This window comes from Alteromonas sp. CH_MED4-4, assembly GCF_037029575.1.
In the GTDB taxonomy this organism is placed as follows: domain Bacteria; phylum Pseudomonadota; class Gammaproteobacteria; order Enterobacterales; family Alteromonadaceae; genus Alteromonas; species Alteromonas macleodii.
In genome coordinates, this window is the sequence record NZ_JAYMEU010000004.1 from 152,898 (window position 1) to 170,392 (window position 17,495).

The following is a 17,495-nucleotide window of genomic DNA, read 5'->3' on the forward strand; positions in this document are numbered from 1 at the left end:
TTACGTCTGCACATACGGATTGTAATTAACAGTTGAAAAACGCATGGCAAGGCGGTTTAGTAAAGATATACGCAATGTACGTATTAAAATTTTTAGCAAAAAGAGTAACCCATGAGTCAAGATCAAACACAAATAGAAGAAACGGAACATCATCTAGACTTAAGAAATTTGAGACTGGACGACTACAACGATGTTAAAGCGTTAATGGATGAGGTATACGCCAACGTTGGAGGCGCATGGCCTTACTCTAACTATAAAGCCCAAGTTACTACATTTCCCGATGGGCAAATATGTATTGAAGATAAAGGCAAAGTGGTCGCTTTCGCCATTTCAGTGATTGTAGATTATGACCAGTTTGGGGATAAACACAGCTACGATGAAATTACGGGTGATGCTTATTTGACCACACACGATCCTAACGGTGATGTGCTTTATGGTGTTGAGGTAATTGTTTCACCCGAGTATCGAGGTCTACGCCTTGGTCGTCGTCTCTACGAAGCGCGTAAAGAGCTCTGTCGTAACTTGAATCTAAAATCCATTATGGCGGGCGGTCGAATCCCGAACTATAAAAACCATGCGCATGAGCTGTCGCCTTATGAATACATTGAGCAAGTAAAGCTCAAAGACATCTACGACCCCATTTTAACTTTTCAACTTTCAAATGGATTTGAAGTCAAGCAAGTCATGTCGGCTTACCTTCCAGAGGATGAAGCCTCACAGGGTTATGCGACGCTACTTCAGTGGCACAATATTTATTATGAACCGGGCACGCCTTCCCTCATCGCCAGCAGAAAGACCAGCGCGCGAATCGGATGTATTCAATGGCAAATGCGTTACTTCAATAATGTAGAAGAGCTTTTACAACAAGTAGAGTACTTCGTCGATGCCTTGTCTGACTATTCTTGCGACGTTGCCCTGTTCCCTGAGTTTTTCAACGCGCCATTAATGGGCCTGAGCCCGTCAGATTCATCAATTGATGCAATTTGGCATTTAGCGACCTATACCGATGAGATTTTAACTGCCGTGTCTCATTTGGCCGTATCGTACAATATTACGATTATCGCAGGTTCTATGCCTGTGGTAGAAGAGGAAGAGCTCTATAACGTCAGCTACATTTGCAAACGCGACGGCACGATTGAAAGCCAGTATAAGCTTCATCCAACACCTCACGAAAAAGAAGATTGGATAATGAAAGGCGGAAACAGCCTTAAGACATTTGATACCGACTTCGGCAAAATCGGCGTTTTGATCTGCTATGACGTGGAGTTTCCAGAGCTTGCGCGTATTCTTGCCGATCAGGAAATGCAAATTTTGTTTGTCCCCTTCTGGACAGATACCAAAAACGGTTATTTGCGCGTGCGACGCTGTGCGCAGGCCCGCGCTATTGAAAACGAATGCTACGTGGCAATTGCAGGTAGCGTAGGTAACTTACCCAAAGTGGACAACGTAGATATTCAATATGGGCAAACCGCGGTTTTCTCGCCAAGTGATTTCGCGTTCCCACATGACGCAATTGTCTCTGAGACCACGCCAAACACAGAAATGACGCTCATCGTTGATTTAGATTTGGATAAACTCACTAAGCTTCAAAATGAAGGCTCTGTGCGGAATTATCTTGATAGAAGACGAGATTTGTATCGCGTTGAATGGATCGGCGATAAGCAGTAGCGCTACGCTTTAAGGAAATTCTCGGATTTTATGGCTTATGTATAATTGACATTGAGCATAAGCCGTAGAATTTCCTTTAATTTAGCGATAACATGCTTTAGCGCGCAAATATAAATGTGCTGTCTTCTTATTGAGTTAAAGCATCTAAATGCGATGAAGTTAGTACTACATAACGAGATTATAAATTTACTATGGCAAATAATTCGAAAAACGATGAGTTTCCAACCATTAGATTGGATGAAGAAGACCGTCGTGATTACCAAACAAAACGTCAGGCGGCGCCAACAAAAGCAACGCCTCCACCTTCATCTGCCCCATCAGCAAACCGCCAACCCTCTGGTGGTGGAAACGGTAATGGAATCTGGGTTGTATTCGTTGCCGTCATCGCCTTAGCCGCCTGTGTTGGTTGCTATTACCTGTACACCATGCTTGAGCAACAAAAAGTGGTTGCTGAGCAAGCGGAGCAGCGCATATTACAGTTAGAAAACAAGTTATCTGCTACAGGTGAAGAAATTGGTGAATCTACTGTTGCCCTGCAAGTTAAAGTTACTGAGCTAACCAACAAGACAAACGAGCTTTGGGAACAAATGGATAAGTTGTGGGCGTCAGCTTGGCGTCGTAATCAACAAGAGATTGCTGATCTTGGCGACCGCGTAGGTAACGTTCAAAACGCCTTGAATAAGAACATCAACTCAGTTTCAGAAAATGTAAAATCGCAAGCAGCGGCCATTGGCTCGGTTAAGAATCAACTTGCTTCGTTAGCTGATGAACTGCTCGCTGTTAATGTTCAACTTGAGCAAGCAGCAAGCGATAAACAAAGCGCTCAGCAAAGCGTACGCAATTTAACCGACAAATTGTCTGTGTTAGAGCAACGCAATACGACCTTATCTGGCCGCATTACCAGTTTGGAAAACGAAATTCGCGATATAGCAACCAAAGTAGTATCTAGCGGTGGTTCAACGGGTGGAAGTGGTTCGGCTCCTTCAGCTGCAGGTAACCAGTAAACCAGATTAAATCTGTTGTAATAGTATACAACCGAGAATAAAAACCACGGTTTAACGCATAAAAAAGAAAGGGGCGAATCGCCCCTTTCTTTTTGCCGTGATAATATTGCCCTCTTTTGAAATATATAGGACCTAATGCGCAATGAGTGAGCAAGCGCCCAAACGTTTAAATAAATATATTAGCGACACTGGCCTGTGTTCTCGCCGTGAAGCGGATAAACTCATTGAGCAAAATCGCGTTACCGTTAATAACCAACCACCTGAACTGGGTACGAAAGTGGGGCCTGGTGACACTGTAAAGGTAGACGGTAAAGTTGTAGGTGCCGTTGCCTCAGACAAGTCAGATCGCGTATATATTGTCTATAACAAACCCATTGGTATCACCTGTACAACTGAGCGTCATGTCAAAGGCAACATTATTGACGCTATCGGTCACAAGGAACGTATTTTCCCCGTAGGAAGGTTAGACAAACCATCGGAAGGCTTAATCATTTTAACCAGCGATGGGGACATCGTGAACAAGATCCTGCGCGCTGAAAATGCTCATGACAAAGAATACGAAGTTACGGTTAACCAACCAATCAGTGAGCGCTTCGTCAACCGTATGTCTCGCGGAGTACCAATTTTAGGGACGGTGACGAAGCCTTGTGTGGTTAAACCCACGGGCAAAAATACATTTACCATTATTCTAACTCAGGGTCTTAATCGACAAATCCGCAGAATGTGTGAGTTTTTAGGGTACGAGGTCACCAAACTAAAACGAACCCGAATCATGCACCTTGAACTCGGCTCACTAAAACCTGGCCAGTGGCGTAACCTAACAAGCCGTGAACTAACTATTATGCAAAATGCAGTTCGCTCTTCTACAAAAACAGCGAGCAAAGTTGAGTTGCGTAAATAAATGAAACTACTACATTTAGTAGTAGTTTATTGATAAGACAATTTAAGACTTTGAAAAACGGACATTATCATTTTTTTTCGGTAAAGGATTTTCCCCCTAGTGCTGAAATATTGGCTAACTACGATGTGTTTTTCGTGGTGGCTTCTGTTGTTATTGCAATATCTGCTTCCCTTATCTCTTTCGTTCTTTCTGCGAAGATGTCGCAAACAGAGTTACAAAATGAGCGAACATTTTGGTCGCTGGCATCAGCGTGCTTTCTTGGTTTTGGCATTTGGGCGATGCATTTTGTTGGGATGCTTGCCTATCAGCTCCCTCTTGAGGTTTCGTACGACCCTTTCATAACCCTACTCTCTGTGTTACCCGCTATTCTTGCGAGTATTGTTGTGATGAGTAAACTGCCGCATAAAGCTAACTCGCTTTTGCTTCGAAGTTTATATATGGGGCTTGGCATTGGCAGCATGCACTACATCGGCATGATGGCAATGCAGATGAATGCCATCATGGCGTACGATGGCTGGTACTTCTCTTTGTCTATTGTGGTTGCCGTCGGTCTGGCAGGTATTGCTTTAAAAACCCATGAATATGTCACCACTTCGCAACTGCGAATACTTAAACAAATTGTTCCAGCTATTATAATGGGCAGTGCTATATCCGGTATGCATTACACCGGTATGCTGTCTATGCACGTATATGCACTGCCCTCCACGCAAATACTACAAGAGCCGGAAACCAAAAACCTCGCTTATTTGGTCATGCTAATGGTGATGCTTTTCGCGTTTACCATTCTTATTTTTATTGAGCTGCGAGCTCGTACGTTATTGCTGGAACGCTACAACGCGGTGTTAAATACAGTACAAGAAGGCGTATTGACCTTCGACAGTGTCGGAATGGTTGAATTTGCCAACCCTGTCGCGTTAAGCATGTTTGGTCTCGACAGTTTTTCTCCTCAGACCATTCACATACGCGAGCTTGTGAGCCCTTCTGAGCATGCCCATGAGCCACTCCTGATAGGATTAAAAAAAGCGGCAAAGAATAGCGCAGCGCACAACGTGCCTTTAACTTTGGACGGTATTCGGAAAAGCGGAAAGGTTTTTCCTTTAACACTTCGCATTAATTCGCTGCCAGGAAACCATATTTCATATGTGTGTACGGTAAAAGATTTGTCTGACGTCAAGAACCAAGAAGTTTTTGCACAAACGGTGTTTGACGCACTGCCCAATATGTTGATTGTAAAGCGTGCCGACAGCCTTTCGATTACCCATGTAAATGATGCGGGAAGTAAAATATTGGGCACCGACAAAGCGTCACTCGTGGGGCTATCTGACTTTGATATATTCGACGAGGCGGAGGCCAAGAAATTTATATCTGACGATAAGCAATTACTTTCAAGTTCTGAAAAGCAAATCGTGAACGAATTCAAACTCAATATAGGTGGTGTGACGCGCTTTTTTGAGACCAAAAAGATTGTCATTGATGACAACTACGGCACCCCTCAATACATATTGGCACTGTCTGAAGACGTAACAAAATGGCGGGAAGCTCAACAGACGCTTAAAACGTTAAACCGCCGCATGTCTATGGCCGCTGACGCAGCACACATAGGTGTATGGGAGTGGGACATCGCTACTAACGAGCTCATTTGGGATGAGTGGATGCATAAAATCTACAATGTCTCCAAAGCTGGTTTTAGTGGTCAATTTAGTGACTGGGAATACACAGTTCACGATGACGATATTGCCAATGTGAAGCAAAAGATAGAGCAATCAATAAAAGATAGCTCAGGATTTCACGCAATTTTCAGAGTGAAAGCCGCTGGCGACAAATACCGTCATGTTAGCGGTTATGGTCGCATTGAAGGCAACAAGATGTTTGGAATTAATGTTGATATCACCGAGCAAGTCGAAGCAGAACAGAAAATTAGAAAACTGGCAAATAGCGATACGCTAACAGGTTTAGCGAATAGGCTTGCCCTATCTACCTATATGCGAAATGAGCTTCCTCGATTAGAGAGAAACAATAAGGTGTGTACGCTACTTTATCTGGATCTCAATCGATTTAAGCCCATTAATGACGAATACGGCCATACAATCGGTGACGAAGTTCTTGTTGAGCTTGCACAAAGGCTTCAATCCATGTGTCGCGTGTACGATATTGCATCACGGGTTGGTGGTGATGAGTTTATCGTAGTAATCACCGAGCTAAGCACTGAATACAATGTAGAGACACTTAAAGCCCGACTTGCTAAAAAGCTTACACAGCCTATTACTACCACACAAGGCGCGTTCAGCGTTGGCGTCAGCATAGGTCACGCGAGCTATCCAGAAGAAGGCAAGACGCTAGAAGAGTTAATTTACATTGCAGATGAGCGGATGTTTGAAGATAAAAAGCAAAACATACCGTCGAACTAACGCGTAGTACAAACACAAGGTTAATTGGCTGGCTTCATACATGTACTAGGGCGTATTGCACTTTGCTGTACATTTTTGCAAAAAAAAAAGCGCCCATTGGGCGCTTTTCTTGAAACCTAGTCTTATCGACGTAGACCTAGACGCTTGATAAGGTCAAGGTAACGCTCTGCGTTCTTGCCTTTAAGGTAGTCTAGAAGCTTACGACGTTGGCTAACCATACGTAGAAGACCACGACGTGAGTGGTGATCTTTCTTGTGATCAGCAAAGTGACCTTGAAGCTTGTTGATGTTGTGAGTAAGCAAAGCAACTTGAACTTCTGGTGAACCAGTGTCGCCTTCTTTAACGCCGTACTCAGCAATGATTTTTGCGGTTTCTGCTTTAGTTAGTGACATATCATTCTCCTAATATTAATGCTTCGCCGATCACTAATTCAGCAAAGCGGAATGAGCGCCGTATTATAATGACGTTTACAGACTTAGCAAGCCATAAACCGTCTTTATTTACCGGCGCAGCTACGATGGATAAACAACTCGACGTTTTGGGTTAACAAACACTTCTTGTTTAGGGATACCTTGGTCTTTCGGGTCAAGAACCCCTTCCCCTACGCCTAAGAAAATACCACTGGTATCGTCGCCATGGTAAACGCGGTAAGACACGCCTTCACCCAGCGCTTCGCTACAAGTCCCTTTTACAGATTGGCCGTTATCAAAACGGTTTCTTTCAGCGTCGTTAATGGTCACAAAGGGCAAACGACTTACAGCGGAATCCATAGGAATCAATAAGTCATCCAGCGCTTTAAAGTCACCTTCTTCCAGTGATTCCTGAATTTCAATTAACTTATCCAGCGAGACCATTTTATCCGTAGGATAGTCTGCTACTTCCGTACGGTGTAAGCGAGTCACGTAGGCGCCACAGCCAAGGTTCTGACCTAAATCATCTACGATAGAGCGAATATAAGTGCCCTTGCTGCATTTAATGCGCATTTCTACAAACGGCAGTTCAATACGCAGTACATCTAATTCATACACTTCAATATCACGAGGTTCACGCTCAATCTCTATACCTTGACGTGCATAGTGATAAAGTGGCTTACCTTGATGTTTAAGCGCTGAAAACATGGACGGGATTTGTTTACTCTTACCTAGAAACGCCAAGCACGCATCACGTACTTGTTCTTCGCTTACATCAACAGGCTTTTCTTCAACCACTTCGCCATCGGCGTCAGACGTGGTGGTGCGAACACCCAGTTGAGCAGTTACCTCGTAGGTCTTTTCTGCATCCAGAAGAAACTGAGAAAACTTCGTAGCTTCACCCAAGCACAGCGGCAACATGCCACTGGCAAGTGGATCAAGTGCGCCTGTATGCCCGGCCTTCGCAGCTTTGTACAGCCAGCGCACTTTTTGAAGCAATTGGTTAGATGACCCACCAAGCGGTTTATCAAGCAATACTATGCCGTTAATCTCACGGCCTTTACGACGTCTTGCCATTTACTCCTGCTCTTGTGGATCGTCTTTATCGCGCTTTGACTCATCTTTTGCGATGGTCTGAGACACAAGATTAGAGATACGCATACCTTCAACAATCGATTTATCTTCAAAGAAGTGAAGATCAGGCACTGAGCGCATGCGAATACGTTTAGCTAGAATACTGCGAATAAACTTTTTGTATTCTGCCAGTTGTTTAATTTGCGCTTTACCTTCTTCTTCGGTGCTGTTGTAGATAGTCACAAAGATTTTTGCATGCGCTAGGTCACGCGACACATCTACGTCAGAAACCGTGATCAAGGGCATGTCGCCAACGCGGTGCTTGTATTCATTTTGCAGAATGCTCGCCACTTCTTTATGGACTTGCTGAGCGACTCTGTCGGTACGTGAAAATTCACGGGCCATTATACTCTCCTTTCCTTATTTAACGCTGGGCATGCGTGAAGCCTGTTTACTGTATACAGACAAAAACGGGAGCACTCGGCCCCCGTTTTTCACATGCCGAATTAACTAAGGCAATTAAATTTCGCGCTTAACCTCAACGATTTCGAAGACCTCGATTTGGTCGCCTACTTTCACGTCGTTGTAGTTCTTAACGCCGATACCACATTCCATACCGTTACGTACTTCTTGTACGTCATCTTTAAAGCGACGCAGTGACTCTAGTTCACCTTCGTAAATTACTACGTTGTCGCGAAGTACACGGATTGGGTTGCTACGCTTAACGTTACCTTCAGTAACCATACAGCCCGCAATTGCGCCCAGTTTCGGTGACTTAAATACGTCACGTACTTCTGCAAGACCAATGATTTCCTGCTTGAATTCTGGTGCAAGCATACCACTCATGGCCGCTTTCACTTCGTCAATTAGGTTATAGATAACGCTGTAGTAACGTAAATCAATTTCTTCAGCTTCTAGTACGCGACGCGCTGTTGCATCGGCACGAACGTTAAAGCCTAGTACGATAGCGCCTGATGCAGCCGCAAGGGTTGCGTCAGTCTCAGTGATACCACCTACACCACTACCTACAATGTTCACTTTTACTTCAGAAGTAGAAAGCTTAACAAGTGATTCAGAAATTGCTTCTACAGAACCCTGTACGTCAGCTTTAAGTACGATGTTAAGTTCGCTAACGTCACCTGATTCCATGTTCGCAAACATGTTTTCAAGTTTCGCTTTCTGCTGACGAGCAAGTTTAAGTTCACGTTTCTTCTGATGACGTTTCGCTGCTACTTCACGCGCTTTACGCTCGTCTTTAACAACGGCTGCGTCTTCACCCGCTACCGGAACACCAGACAGACCAAGTACTTCCACAGGCGTAGAAGGACCAGCAATCTTAATTTCATTACCGTTTTCGTCACGCATTGCACGAACACGGCCGTATTCTTCACCACAAAGTAGAATGTCACCAGCGCGTAATTGGCCTTCTTGAACCAATACAGATGCTACTGGACCACGGCCTTTATCAAGGCGAGATTCAATAACAATACCGCGACCTGGGCCTTCAGCTACTGCTTTAAGGTCTAGAACTTCAGCTTGTAGAACGATAGCTTCAAGCAGTTCGTCTACGCCCATACCTGTTTTCGCAGAAACGTTACAGAACTGGTGCTCACCGCCCCACTCTTCTGAGATAACTTCTAGTTGAGATAGCTCAGTTTTAACGCGATCAGGGTCAGCTGTTTCTTTATCCATTTTGTTCACTGCAACGATAAGAGGTACGCCAGCAGCGCGAGCGTGCTGTACCGCTTCTTTCGTTTGAGGCATTACGCCGTCATCTGCCGCAACTACAAGAATAACGATATCCGTCGCCGTAGCACCACGAGCACGCATTGCGGTAAATGCGGCGTGTCCAGGTGTATCTAGGAACGTGATTTCGCCATTTTCTGTTTCTACTTTATATGCACCAATGTGCTGGGTAATACCACCGGCTTCACCGTCTGCAACTTTCGCGCGACGAATGTAGTCAAGCAATGACGTTTTACCGTGGTCAACGTGACCCATGATAGTTACAACAGGTGCACGTGTGGTTTTTTCACCGCCAGTGCCATCTGCCAACAACTCATCTTCAAGTGCGTTGTCGTTAACAAGCTCGTACTTATGACCCATTTCTTCAATTACTAGTACCGCTGTATCTTGGTCTAGTACTTGGTTAATGGTTGCCATTTCGCCCATCTTCATCATCGTTTTGATAACTTCGTTAGACTTAATTGCAAGTTTACTTGCAAGTTCGCCAACTGTGATGGTTGCGCCAAGCTTAACTACACGCTCTACAGGTGCAGCTGGCTTGTTAAAGCCTTGCTTAAGATGCTCACCCGCATTTTTCTTCGACTTACGACGACGGCGCGATGAACGCTCAACCTGCATGTCTTCTTCGTCTTCAGCTTCTTGAGCATAACGGTTAGAGTGCAAGTGAACTTCTTCAGCTTCTTCTTTCTTACGACGCTCTTCTTCTTCCTTCCAGCGACGCTCGTTCTCTTCAGCAAGTTTGCGCGCTTCATCAGCCGCTTTCTTCGCGTCTTCTTCAAGCTTCTTCTGCGCTTCTTCTTCTTGCGCTTTGCGCAGACGTTCTTCTTCCTGACGAGCCGCTTCAGCTTCCGCTTTTTCAGCTTCAGTTAGCTCAGGTTCGTCGGCCTTACGTGCTTCAGCTTCTTTTTTCGCTTGTTCTGCGCGACGAGCACGCTCTTCTTCAGCAGCTTTCTTAGCTTCTTCAGCTTTACGTGCTTTCTCTTCAGCGGCTTTTTTCGCTTCAGCTGCTGCTTTTTCTTCCGCTTCGCGCTTCAGACGTGCTTCTTCTTCAAGACGCTTCGCCTCTTCTTCCGCTTGACGCTGCTGTTCTTCAACATCGCTACGCTTAACGTAAGTGCGCTTTTTACGTACTTCTACTTTCACTTCTTTAGACTTACCAACACTTAGCGTGCTGGTTGTCTTACGCTTAAGTGTCATACGTGTCGGTTCAGCTGCGCTGCCGTGTTGCTTACTTAAATGATCCAATAGTTTTTGTTTCTCGTCTTCGTTTACCTGATCGCCGGCATTCTTAGTGATACCCGCGTCTTTAAACTGGCCAACCAATCGGTCAACGGTCGTACCAATGTCGCTGGCGAGCTTTTCAATAGATACATCTGCCATTACGTAATTTTCCCCCTGTTGACCTTACTCTTCTTCACTGAACCATACGATATTACGAGCCGCCATGATTAACGCACCGGCTTTCTCTTCGTCTAGTTCATCGATATCACTGATATCATCGGTACCTTGTTCTGCTAATTCTTCCAGGTCAGTAACACCGCGGCTGGCCAACACATAGGCCACGTGTTTACTCATACCTTCAAGATTTAATAAGGCTTCTGTAGGCTCTGCACCTTCAAGCGATTCTTCGTTCGCCAGTGCACGCGTGGTTAGGAAAGCGCGCGCTCTGTTGCGCAACTCTTCAACCATTTCTTCATCTAACCCTTCAACCGCTAGAAGCTCACTTGCAGGCACGTATGCCACTTCTTCTAACGTTGTAAAGCCTTCATCTACCAAGACAGACGCGAATTCTTCGTCAATGTCCAAACCAGCAGTAAATAGATCAAGTACCTTCGCGTTTTCTTCTTCGTGCTTCTTGTTGAGATCTTCAACCGTCATCACGTTAAGTTCCCAGCCTGTAAGCTGGCTAGCTAGGCGAACGTTTTGACCACTACGGCCAATTGCCTGTGCTAGGTTGTCTGCTTCAACCGCTACGTCCATGCTGTTGCTGTCTTCATCAACAACGATTGACGCCACTTCGGCGGGAGCCATAGCATTGATAACGAATTGCGCTGGGTTTTCGTCCCATAACACGATATCAACACGTTCACCGCCAAGTTCCCCTGATACGGCTTGTACACGTGAACCACGCATACCAACACACGCACCAACCGGGTCTAAGCGTTTGTCATTAGTTTTAACCGCAATCTTTGCACGAGAACCTGGGTCACGCGCTGCAGATTTAATTTCTAGTGTCTCTTCCGCAATTTCTGGTACTTCCAGACGGAAAAGCTCAACTAGCATGTCTGGGTGCGTACGGCTAATAAATAGCTGTGCGCCACGTGCTTCTGGACGAATAACGTAAAGAAGGCCACGTACACGGTCGCCCGGACGGAAAGTTTCACGAGGAAGCATGTCATCGCGGTAGATAACACCTTCAGCGTTGTTACCTAAGTCGATGATGATGTTGTCGCGGTTTACTTTCTTAACCGTACCTGTAACCAGCTCACCTACTTTGTCTTCATACTCAGCAATCATCTGCTGACGCTCAGCTTCACGTACTTTTTGTACAATCACTTGCTTTGCGGTCTGCGTAGTTATGCGGTCGAATTTAATAGATTCAATCTGTTCTTCCACATAATCGCCGAGTTGTATCTCTGGTTCGTCGATTTGTGCAGCAGAAATCGTAATTTCAGCAAATGGGTTTTCCTGTTCTTGATCATCAGGGATAACCAACCAGCGACGGAATGTATCAAAGTCACCAGACGTTCTGTCGATGCTTACACGAACTTCAATTTCGCCTTCGTTTTTCTTTTTTGTTGCACTAGCGATCGCAAACTCTAGCGCTTCAAAAATTTTCTCTCTAGGCACTTGTTTTTCATTTGAAACGGCTTCCGCCACTAACAAAATTTCTTTATTCATTTTCGCCTCTCTTTTGCTTTCGTCGATGAAAGCAGAGCTGTTCCGTTAATCGAACGTGGGAACAACGTTACCTTTTTCGATATTCGCCACAGCTAACTGGAACTGCTGGCCATCCACTTCAATACTTACGATGCCATTTTCGCACGCGAGTACTTTGCCTTTAAAATTACGTCTGTCATCCATTGGCATAGACAAACGAATTTGAACCACTTCACCCACAGACTCGATATAGTGCTTCTCTTTGAAAAGCGGTCTGTCCATACCCGGTGATGACACTTCCAAGTTGTATTCAGTGCTAATTGGATCTTCAACGTCCAAAATTGCGCTAACCTGATGACTTACATCTGCACAATCATCAACGGTAATACCGTTTTCATGATCAATAAAAACGCGAAGAATAGAATGCTTCCCCGCTCGTACAAACTCGATCCCAACCAACTCAAAACCCAGTGCTTCAACACCTGGCTCTAGCATTTCGGTTAGTTTCTCTTCAAGTTTTGCCAATGCAAACCTCCAAAAACGAAAAAAGGGCCTAAAGCCCACCTGTCATCACCCGGCTCAGCGAGGCTGACTCCAGGTTTTAATACAACAAAAAGCCCCGGACTAGCGGGGCTTTTATTAAAATTCTGAACCCATACCTGCCAACAAGGGCAGTTGCAAACCTATGGGTAAAACCACCGTTAGGTGATAGCTTGCTAATGATAAGTGCGTTACTTTCCTGTACTGAGGGAGCCCGCTCTCATCACTTAATGAGCACATTATACGTATAGCCGTCGCATTAAGCAACAGCCAATAGGCGCAGACACTGGAGGGTGTCGATTTTTTCTGTGTAAAATTCGGCCTGCATGAAAGTATTTTAATTGCGGTTTAGTCCAGCAGACTTAGTCTTCGTCTTTAAATGTCGCTTTAATATCAAGAATTTTAGGCATAATTTCTATCATCAAATCGACAAGTCTGGGTTCGAAATGCTTTCCCTTTTGGCTTTGAAGAAAATCGACCGTTTTTTCAATGCTCCAGGCGTCTTTATAAGGACGTTTGCTGGTTAAGGCATCAAACACGTCTGCAATGGCGCAAATTCGCCCCTCAATGGGAATATCTTCACCCGCAAGCCCTTTAGGATAGCCTGACCCGTCCCATTTTTCATGGTGGGTAAGCGAAACAGACTTTGCAACTTTCAACAACAAAGAATCGCCGCAATCACCAATGATTTCCGCACCAATCTCAGGGTGTTTTTTCATGGTGGCAAACTCTTCGTCTGTCAGCTTCCCTGGTTTCAACATTATACTATCAGCAATACCAATTTTGCCGATGTCGTGCATCGGTGCAGCATGAAGCAGAATTTCAGCCTGTTTATCTGTAAGTCCATAGGCAAGCGCAAGCTCTTTCGAATAATGGCTCATGCGCATGACATGCATGCCCGTCTCATTGTCTTTATATTCCGCCGCTCTACCTAAACGCTGTACAACTTGTAAACGGCTATCAAGTAGCTCGTCAGCTTGCACCAAACTGAGGTGGGTTTTAACCCGCGCTTTTACGATGGCCGGAGATATAGGCTTAGTAATGTAGTCCACAGCGCCCGCTTCGAAGCCTTCCGTTTCTTCGTGTTCATCATTTAAGGCGGTGACGAATATAACGGGAATGTGCCTTGTATCTGCTTGCTGTTTAAGCTGGCGGCATACTTCAAAACCCGTCAGTCCTGGCATCATAACGTCAAGCAATATCAAATTTGGCTGTCTAGTCTCAGTGAGCTTTAACGCTTCTTCGCCATTTCTCGCAAAAATAAGCTGATAATCATTAGCGAGAAGTTGCTTTAAAACCCTTAGGTTTACTGGCTCATCGTCAACGAGTAATAAAGTAGGTTTTGTGATTTCAATGTTTAACATGCCGCGTCTCTTGGCTACTTTAATTCTTGTATCAATGTAGAGATGCGCTCATGCGCCAACTCGAACTCGAAATCATCGATATCTAAGAGAATTTGAGTTATCTGTTCTTTGTGACTAGAACACCCAACCTCGCGTAAAAATGACAATTCATCTTCATCTACCATGTTTTGCTCTACACTATCGAGCATAGCCTCCAAATGACTCAGGAGCAATGCATTATCGATACTTTCATTAATGGCATTTTCGGCATACAGTGGTGATTTGCCAAGCATCAACTCGATTTTATCTAAGGCATCACGAAGACGGTTAACGTCTTCAATATTCACCTCTGACTTTAGAGCCTGAGCTTCAATCTCCCTGGTCGTATGATAGAAGGTGGTTAAGCAAAGATTACCCGATGTACCCTTTAAACCATGTGATAGTGCAGCAACCGCTTTATAGTCTTCGCGAATTGCAGCCCCCATTAAGTCGTCGACTTTATCCCTGCAGGTAGTAGAAAATTTATCCACCTCTTGTAGGACGGCCTCTTCACTCCCCCATAAATCGACGGCCTTCTTCAAATCCAACACGTTTTTATCAACTTTAAGCGCAGATGCTGGGGCATTTACTTCTAATGTGTCTGGTACCGAGTCGACCTGAAGCGTATCTATGTTAAGCACGCGAGCAATCTCGTCCATCAATTGAGGGAAATCGACGGGCTTGTTGGCGAACCCTTCCATTCCCGCCTGCTGCGCGGCATGTTTGTCCTGTACTAACACGCTAGCAGTCAGCGCAATAATGGGCGTAGGTGGTAAGCTATTTTCTTTTTCAAACTCTCGACGCTTTTTGGCTGCTTCTAGGCCATCTAACTTAGGCATCTGTAAATCCATCAGCACCACGTCAAACGACTTAGCGCGCATTTTATCTAATGCAATCTGTCCATCTGTTGCCGTTTCTACACTGTGGCCAGCGCGTTTTAGCAGCAACGAAAGCAACTCAAGGTTTTGCTGCACATCGTCAACAATCAGTACGGTTAACGAGGTTTCAATGCGTACTGCTTTAGAGGAGAGCTCACTAGATACGTAATCATCAATTTCTACAACTTCTAGAGGAAGCCTGAAAGTAAAGGTCGTTCCTTTACCTTTTTCACTAGTTGCACAAATATTTCCGCCCATCAGTTCAACTAACTGCTTGGAAATAGTTGTTCCCAGCCCCGTGCCGCCGTACTTTCGACTCATCGATGCATCTGCTTGAGAGAACGGGTCGAATACTCTTTCTACTTGCTCTTGCGTCATACCAATGCCGGTATCTGTCACGTCAAAATACACAAACTTTTCATCACTTTTGACATTGATAGTCACTTCACCCTCGTGAGTGAATTTAACGGCGTTGCCTATCAGATTGTTAAGTACCTGTCGCATTCGCTCCGGTACACCTCTATATCCGTTAGCTACCGAATCATCGACATTAAGTACAAGTCCAACTTTTTTGCGTTTGGCTTCTAACCAAAATGTTGAAATAACCAAATCCAACTCTTCGCGAATAAGGAAATCGCGATAATCTAAATCAAGCTTACCTTTATCTAACTTCGCGCTATCAAGTATGTCGTTAAGAAGATGCAGCAATGAACGTGCGGAACGGTTTATCGTGGTTAAGTGAGATTTTTGCTCTTCGCGTAAGGCTTCTCCTAACATGAGGTCGCTAAAACCTATTATTGCATTCATAGGCGTACGGATTTCATGACTCATATTAGCAAGAAATGCGGTACGCGCAGCGGCAGCTTGCTCTGCTTTTTCCTTTGCCGCTTTTAATTCATTTTCCATCACTTTCCGATGTGTTATGTCAGATATGAAGCCGTCTACATAGAGCACCATGCCATCATCGTCCTTAACCTGCACTCCATGCTCGATAACCCACTTCACCTCGCCAGATTTCGCGACAATTCTATATTCATATGAGAATTCGCCCAACTCAGGACTAATAGACGAAAGGCGTTCAACATCATCAGGATGGTAAAGATCGGTGAAAGAGCGCTTCGGGTTGGGCAAGGTAAAATCTTCAGGCGGGTATCCGGTTACTTCTATTACAGCATCACTAATAAATACCATGGGCCACCCTGGCATATTTAAACAGCGATAAGCCATACCAGGAATGTTAGAGATAAGGCTTCTAAACTTAGCTTCGCTCTCACGCAGTGCATCTTCCATTTCCTTGCGTTTGCGTAAATCAGAAGCGAAAGAGACAAAAACGGGTTTCCCATCAATTTTTGTGTAGCCGACACCTAGGCGCACTGGTATACGCTCACCATCTTTGCGAAGCACTTCTACTTCTCTTCCTGTGCCAATAATTTGCACAGTTGGCACTACTCGCTGACTGAAGAAGTCATCACCGAATAAATGGCGTTTTTCAGGAGTTATTATCTCAGATGCGTGCATACCGATTATTTCTTGCTGGGTATAGCCATAGATACGCTCAACAGAGGGGTTAGCGGTTTTGATAATGCCTTTATCATCTACCGTCAGAATGGCGTCGACGGCGGTATCGGTAATAGCACTTTGAATTCGCTCACTTTCAATGGCGCGTACCATTACATCGCGATATTTAAACAGAAGGCTAATGCCCAATACCATGGTAATTAATATTAACGTAACGATAGCAATCGAAATTGCTAGAAAAACAGCAATATCTGAAGACTGACCCGATGTTTCCATTCCTGGTGGCAATACGAATCTTGCTGCCGCCATCCCCGTATAGTGCATACCAGAAATAGCCAGTCCCATGACGATACTTGCAAGTAATACATGTTTTCCTAACAGCTTTTTACTTTTCGTAGCAGCTGTAATGCCGAATTTAATCCACAGCGACAGCATGGCTAAACACACAGCTACCACAATAGAAAGGGCAAACATACCAAGGTCGTAACGAAGAAGCGGTGCCATTTCCATAGCGGCCATACCACTGTAGTGCATAGTGCCAATACCAGCACCTACCAGTACACCACCTAATATTATTTCAGCGAGGCTAATACGGGACTTAGTTAAAAGGTGAAGCGCCACCCAAGCAGCGGCAATCCCGGGAACGGCAGAGAGCCCGGTAAGCAGAGGATCATAGTCAACGGGCAGACATAAATCAAAAGCGGTCATCCCCAAGAAATGCATAGACCAAATACCACCGCCTAAAGCAACGCTGCCGGTGCCTAATAAGGTATTTCGTCGAAGTTTGTCTTCGGTGATCGCGGCTTGCCCTGCCACATTAAACGCCATAAATGAGGCAAATACGGCCACCATAAGCGATAGAATAACCAAAGGAAAATGATAAGCACCTTCTATTAAGGTGGCGTGTTCTTCAAAAGTAAAAAAACGGGATATCATAACGCGGCCATACTACCTATTAGTTTAATTTTCAATGGTGGCGTGAGGTTAACTTAGCACACTCATTTACACAGTGTAGTAATTAATTCAAAATTATCGTGTGAATCAAGGAACGCTATTATGTTTTGCCGTATAAAAAGAAAAAACCCA

Annotated in this window: 12 protein-coding genes; 4 read left to right on the plus strand and 8 right to left on the minus strand. The window is 44.7% G+C overall.

Going from position 1 to position 17,495, the window contains the following annotated elements; genetic code table 11:
* Positions 1-111 precede the first annotated feature (111 nt).
* The 4 genes from WA381_RS04750 to WA381_RS04765 all read left to right on the plus strand — a co-directional run bounded on the left by WA381_RS04750 (position 112) and on the right by WA381_RS04765 (position 5,981).
* Positions 112-1,668, plus strand: coding sequence for a bifunctional GNAT family N-acetyltransferase/carbon-nitrogen hydrolase family protein (locus WA381_RS04750; RefSeq protein ID WP_014949262.1), 1,557 nt, complete (start codon positions 112-114; stop codon positions 1,666-1,668).
* 191 nt (positions 1,669-1,859) lie between these two features.
* The gene (locus tag WA381_RS04755; RefSeq protein WP_156086336.1) at positions 1,860-2,672 is read left to right on the plus strand and encodes a hypothetical protein; all 813 of its coding nucleotides are present in this window, start codon (positions 1,860-1,862) and stop codon (positions 2,670-2,672) included.
* Between the two features lie 142 nt (positions 2,673-2,814).
* The gene (gene rluF, locus WA381_RS04760; protein ID WP_014949260.1) at positions 2,815-3,573 is read left to right on the plus strand and encodes a 23S rRNA pseudouridine(2604) synthase RluF; all 759 of its coding nucleotides are present in this window, start codon (positions 2,815-2,817) and stop codon (positions 3,571-3,573) included.
* 50 nt (positions 3,574-3,623) lie between these two features.
* Positions 3,624-5,981 carry a diguanylate cyclase domain-containing protein gene (locus tag WA381_RS04765; protein ID WP_231506462.1) on the plus strand — a complete coding sequence of 786 codons (2,358 nt, stop codon included), beginning with the start codon at positions 3,624-3,626 and terminating at the stop codon, positions 5,979-5,981.
* Between the two features lie 122 nt (positions 5,982-6,103).
* Here the strand turns inward: WA381_RS04765 and rpsO are convergent, their stop codons facing one another.
* From rpsO to WA381_RS04805, 8 genes are all read right to left on the minus strand, one after another.
* Complete coding sequence (rpsO, locus tag WA381_RS04770) at positions 6,104-6,373, minus strand: 30S ribosomal protein S15 (protein ID WP_012518257.1); 270 nt, start codon at positions 6,371-6,373, stop codon at positions 6,104-6,106.
* 120 nt (positions 6,374-6,493) lie between these two features.
* Positions 6,494-7,468: a tRNA pseudouridine(55) synthase TruB gene (gene truB / locus WA381_RS04775; RefSeq protein ID WP_156086335.1), complete on the minus strand. Its 975-nt coding sequence runs from the start codon at positions 7,466-7,468 to the stop codon at positions 6,494-6,496.
* Positions 7,469-7,870, minus strand: coding sequence for a 30S ribosome-binding factor RbfA (gene rbfA / locus WA381_RS04780; protein ID WP_014949257.1), 402 nt, complete (start codon positions 7,868-7,870; stop codon positions 7,469-7,471).
* Positions 7,871-7,984: 114 nt separating this feature from the next.
* Positions 7,985-10,591 (minus strand): translation initiation factor IF-2, encoded by a 2,607-nt coding sequence (gene infB / locus WA381_RS04785; RefSeq protein ID WP_014949256.1) that lies wholly within the window; start codon positions 10,589-10,591, stop codon positions 7,985-7,987.
* A 24-nt stretch (positions 10,592-10,615) separates the two neighbouring features.
* A complete protein-coding gene (gene nusA, locus WA381_RS04790; protein ID WP_014949255.1) occupies positions 10,616-12,112 on the minus strand; it encodes a transcription termination factor NusA in 1,497 nt (498 codons plus the stop codon).
* A gap of 45 nt (positions 12,113-12,157) precedes the next feature.
* Positions 12,158-12,616, minus strand: coding sequence for a ribosome maturation factor RimP (rimP, locus tag WA381_RS04795; RefSeq protein WP_014949254.1), 459 nt, complete (start codon positions 12,614-12,616; stop codon positions 12,158-12,160).
* A 377-nt stretch (positions 12,617-12,993) separates the two neighbouring features.
* Positions 12,994-13,995 (minus strand): response regulator, encoded by a 1,002-nt coding sequence (locus tag WA381_RS04800; protein WP_156086334.1) that lies wholly within the window; start codon positions 13,993-13,995, stop codon positions 12,994-12,996.
* 14 nt (positions 13,996-14,009) lie between these two features.
* The gene (locus WA381_RS04805) at positions 14,010-17,345 is read right to left on the minus strand and encodes an MHYT domain-containing protein (protein ID WP_156086333.1); all 3,336 of its coding nucleotides are present in this window, start codon (positions 17,343-17,345) and stop codon (positions 14,010-14,012) included.
* Between the last annotated feature and the right edge of the window lie 150 nt (positions 17,346-17,495).

What these genes read in the sequence shown, in the direction of transcription:
- rluF (WP_014949260.1), top strand. Translation starts at nt 2,815, where the DNA reads ATGAGTGAGCAAGCGCCCAAACGTTTAAATAAATATATTAGCGACACT.
- WA381_RS04805 (WP_156086333.1), bottom strand. Translation starts at nt 17,345, where the DNA reads ATGATATCCCGTTTTTTTACTTTTGAAGAACACGCCACCTTAATAGAA.
- rpsO (WP_012518257.1), bottom strand. Translation starts at nt 6,373, where the DNA reads ATGTCACTAACTAAAGCAGAAACCGCAAAAATCATTGCTGAGTACGGC.
- rbfA (WP_014949257.1), bottom strand. Translation starts at nt 7,870, where the DNA reads ATGGCCCGTGAATTTTCACGTACCGACAGAGTCGCTCAGCAAGTCCAT.
- infB (WP_014949256.1), bottom strand. Translation starts at nt 10,591, where the DNA reads ATGGCAGATGTATCTATTGAAAAGCTCGCCAGCGACATTGGTACGACC.
- truB (WP_156086335.1), bottom strand. Translation starts at nt 7,468, where the DNA reads ATGGCAAGACGTCGTAAAGGCCGTGAGATTAACGGCATAGTATTGCTT.
- nusA (WP_014949255.1), bottom strand. Translation starts at nt 12,112, where the DNA reads ATGAATAAAGAAATTTTGTTAGTGGCGGAAGCCGTTTCAAATGAAAAA.
- WA381_RS04750 (WP_014949262.1), top strand. Translation starts at nt 112, where the DNA reads ATGAGTCAAGATCAAACACAAATAGAAGAAACGGAACATCATCTAGAC.
- WA381_RS04755 (WP_156086336.1), top strand. Translation starts at nt 1,860, where the DNA reads ATGGCAAATAATTCGAAAAACGATGAGTTTCCAACCATTAGATTGGAT.
- WA381_RS04800 (WP_156086334.1), bottom strand. Translation starts at nt 13,995, where the DNA reads ATGTTAAACATTGAAATCACAAAACCTACTTTATTACTCGTTGACGAT.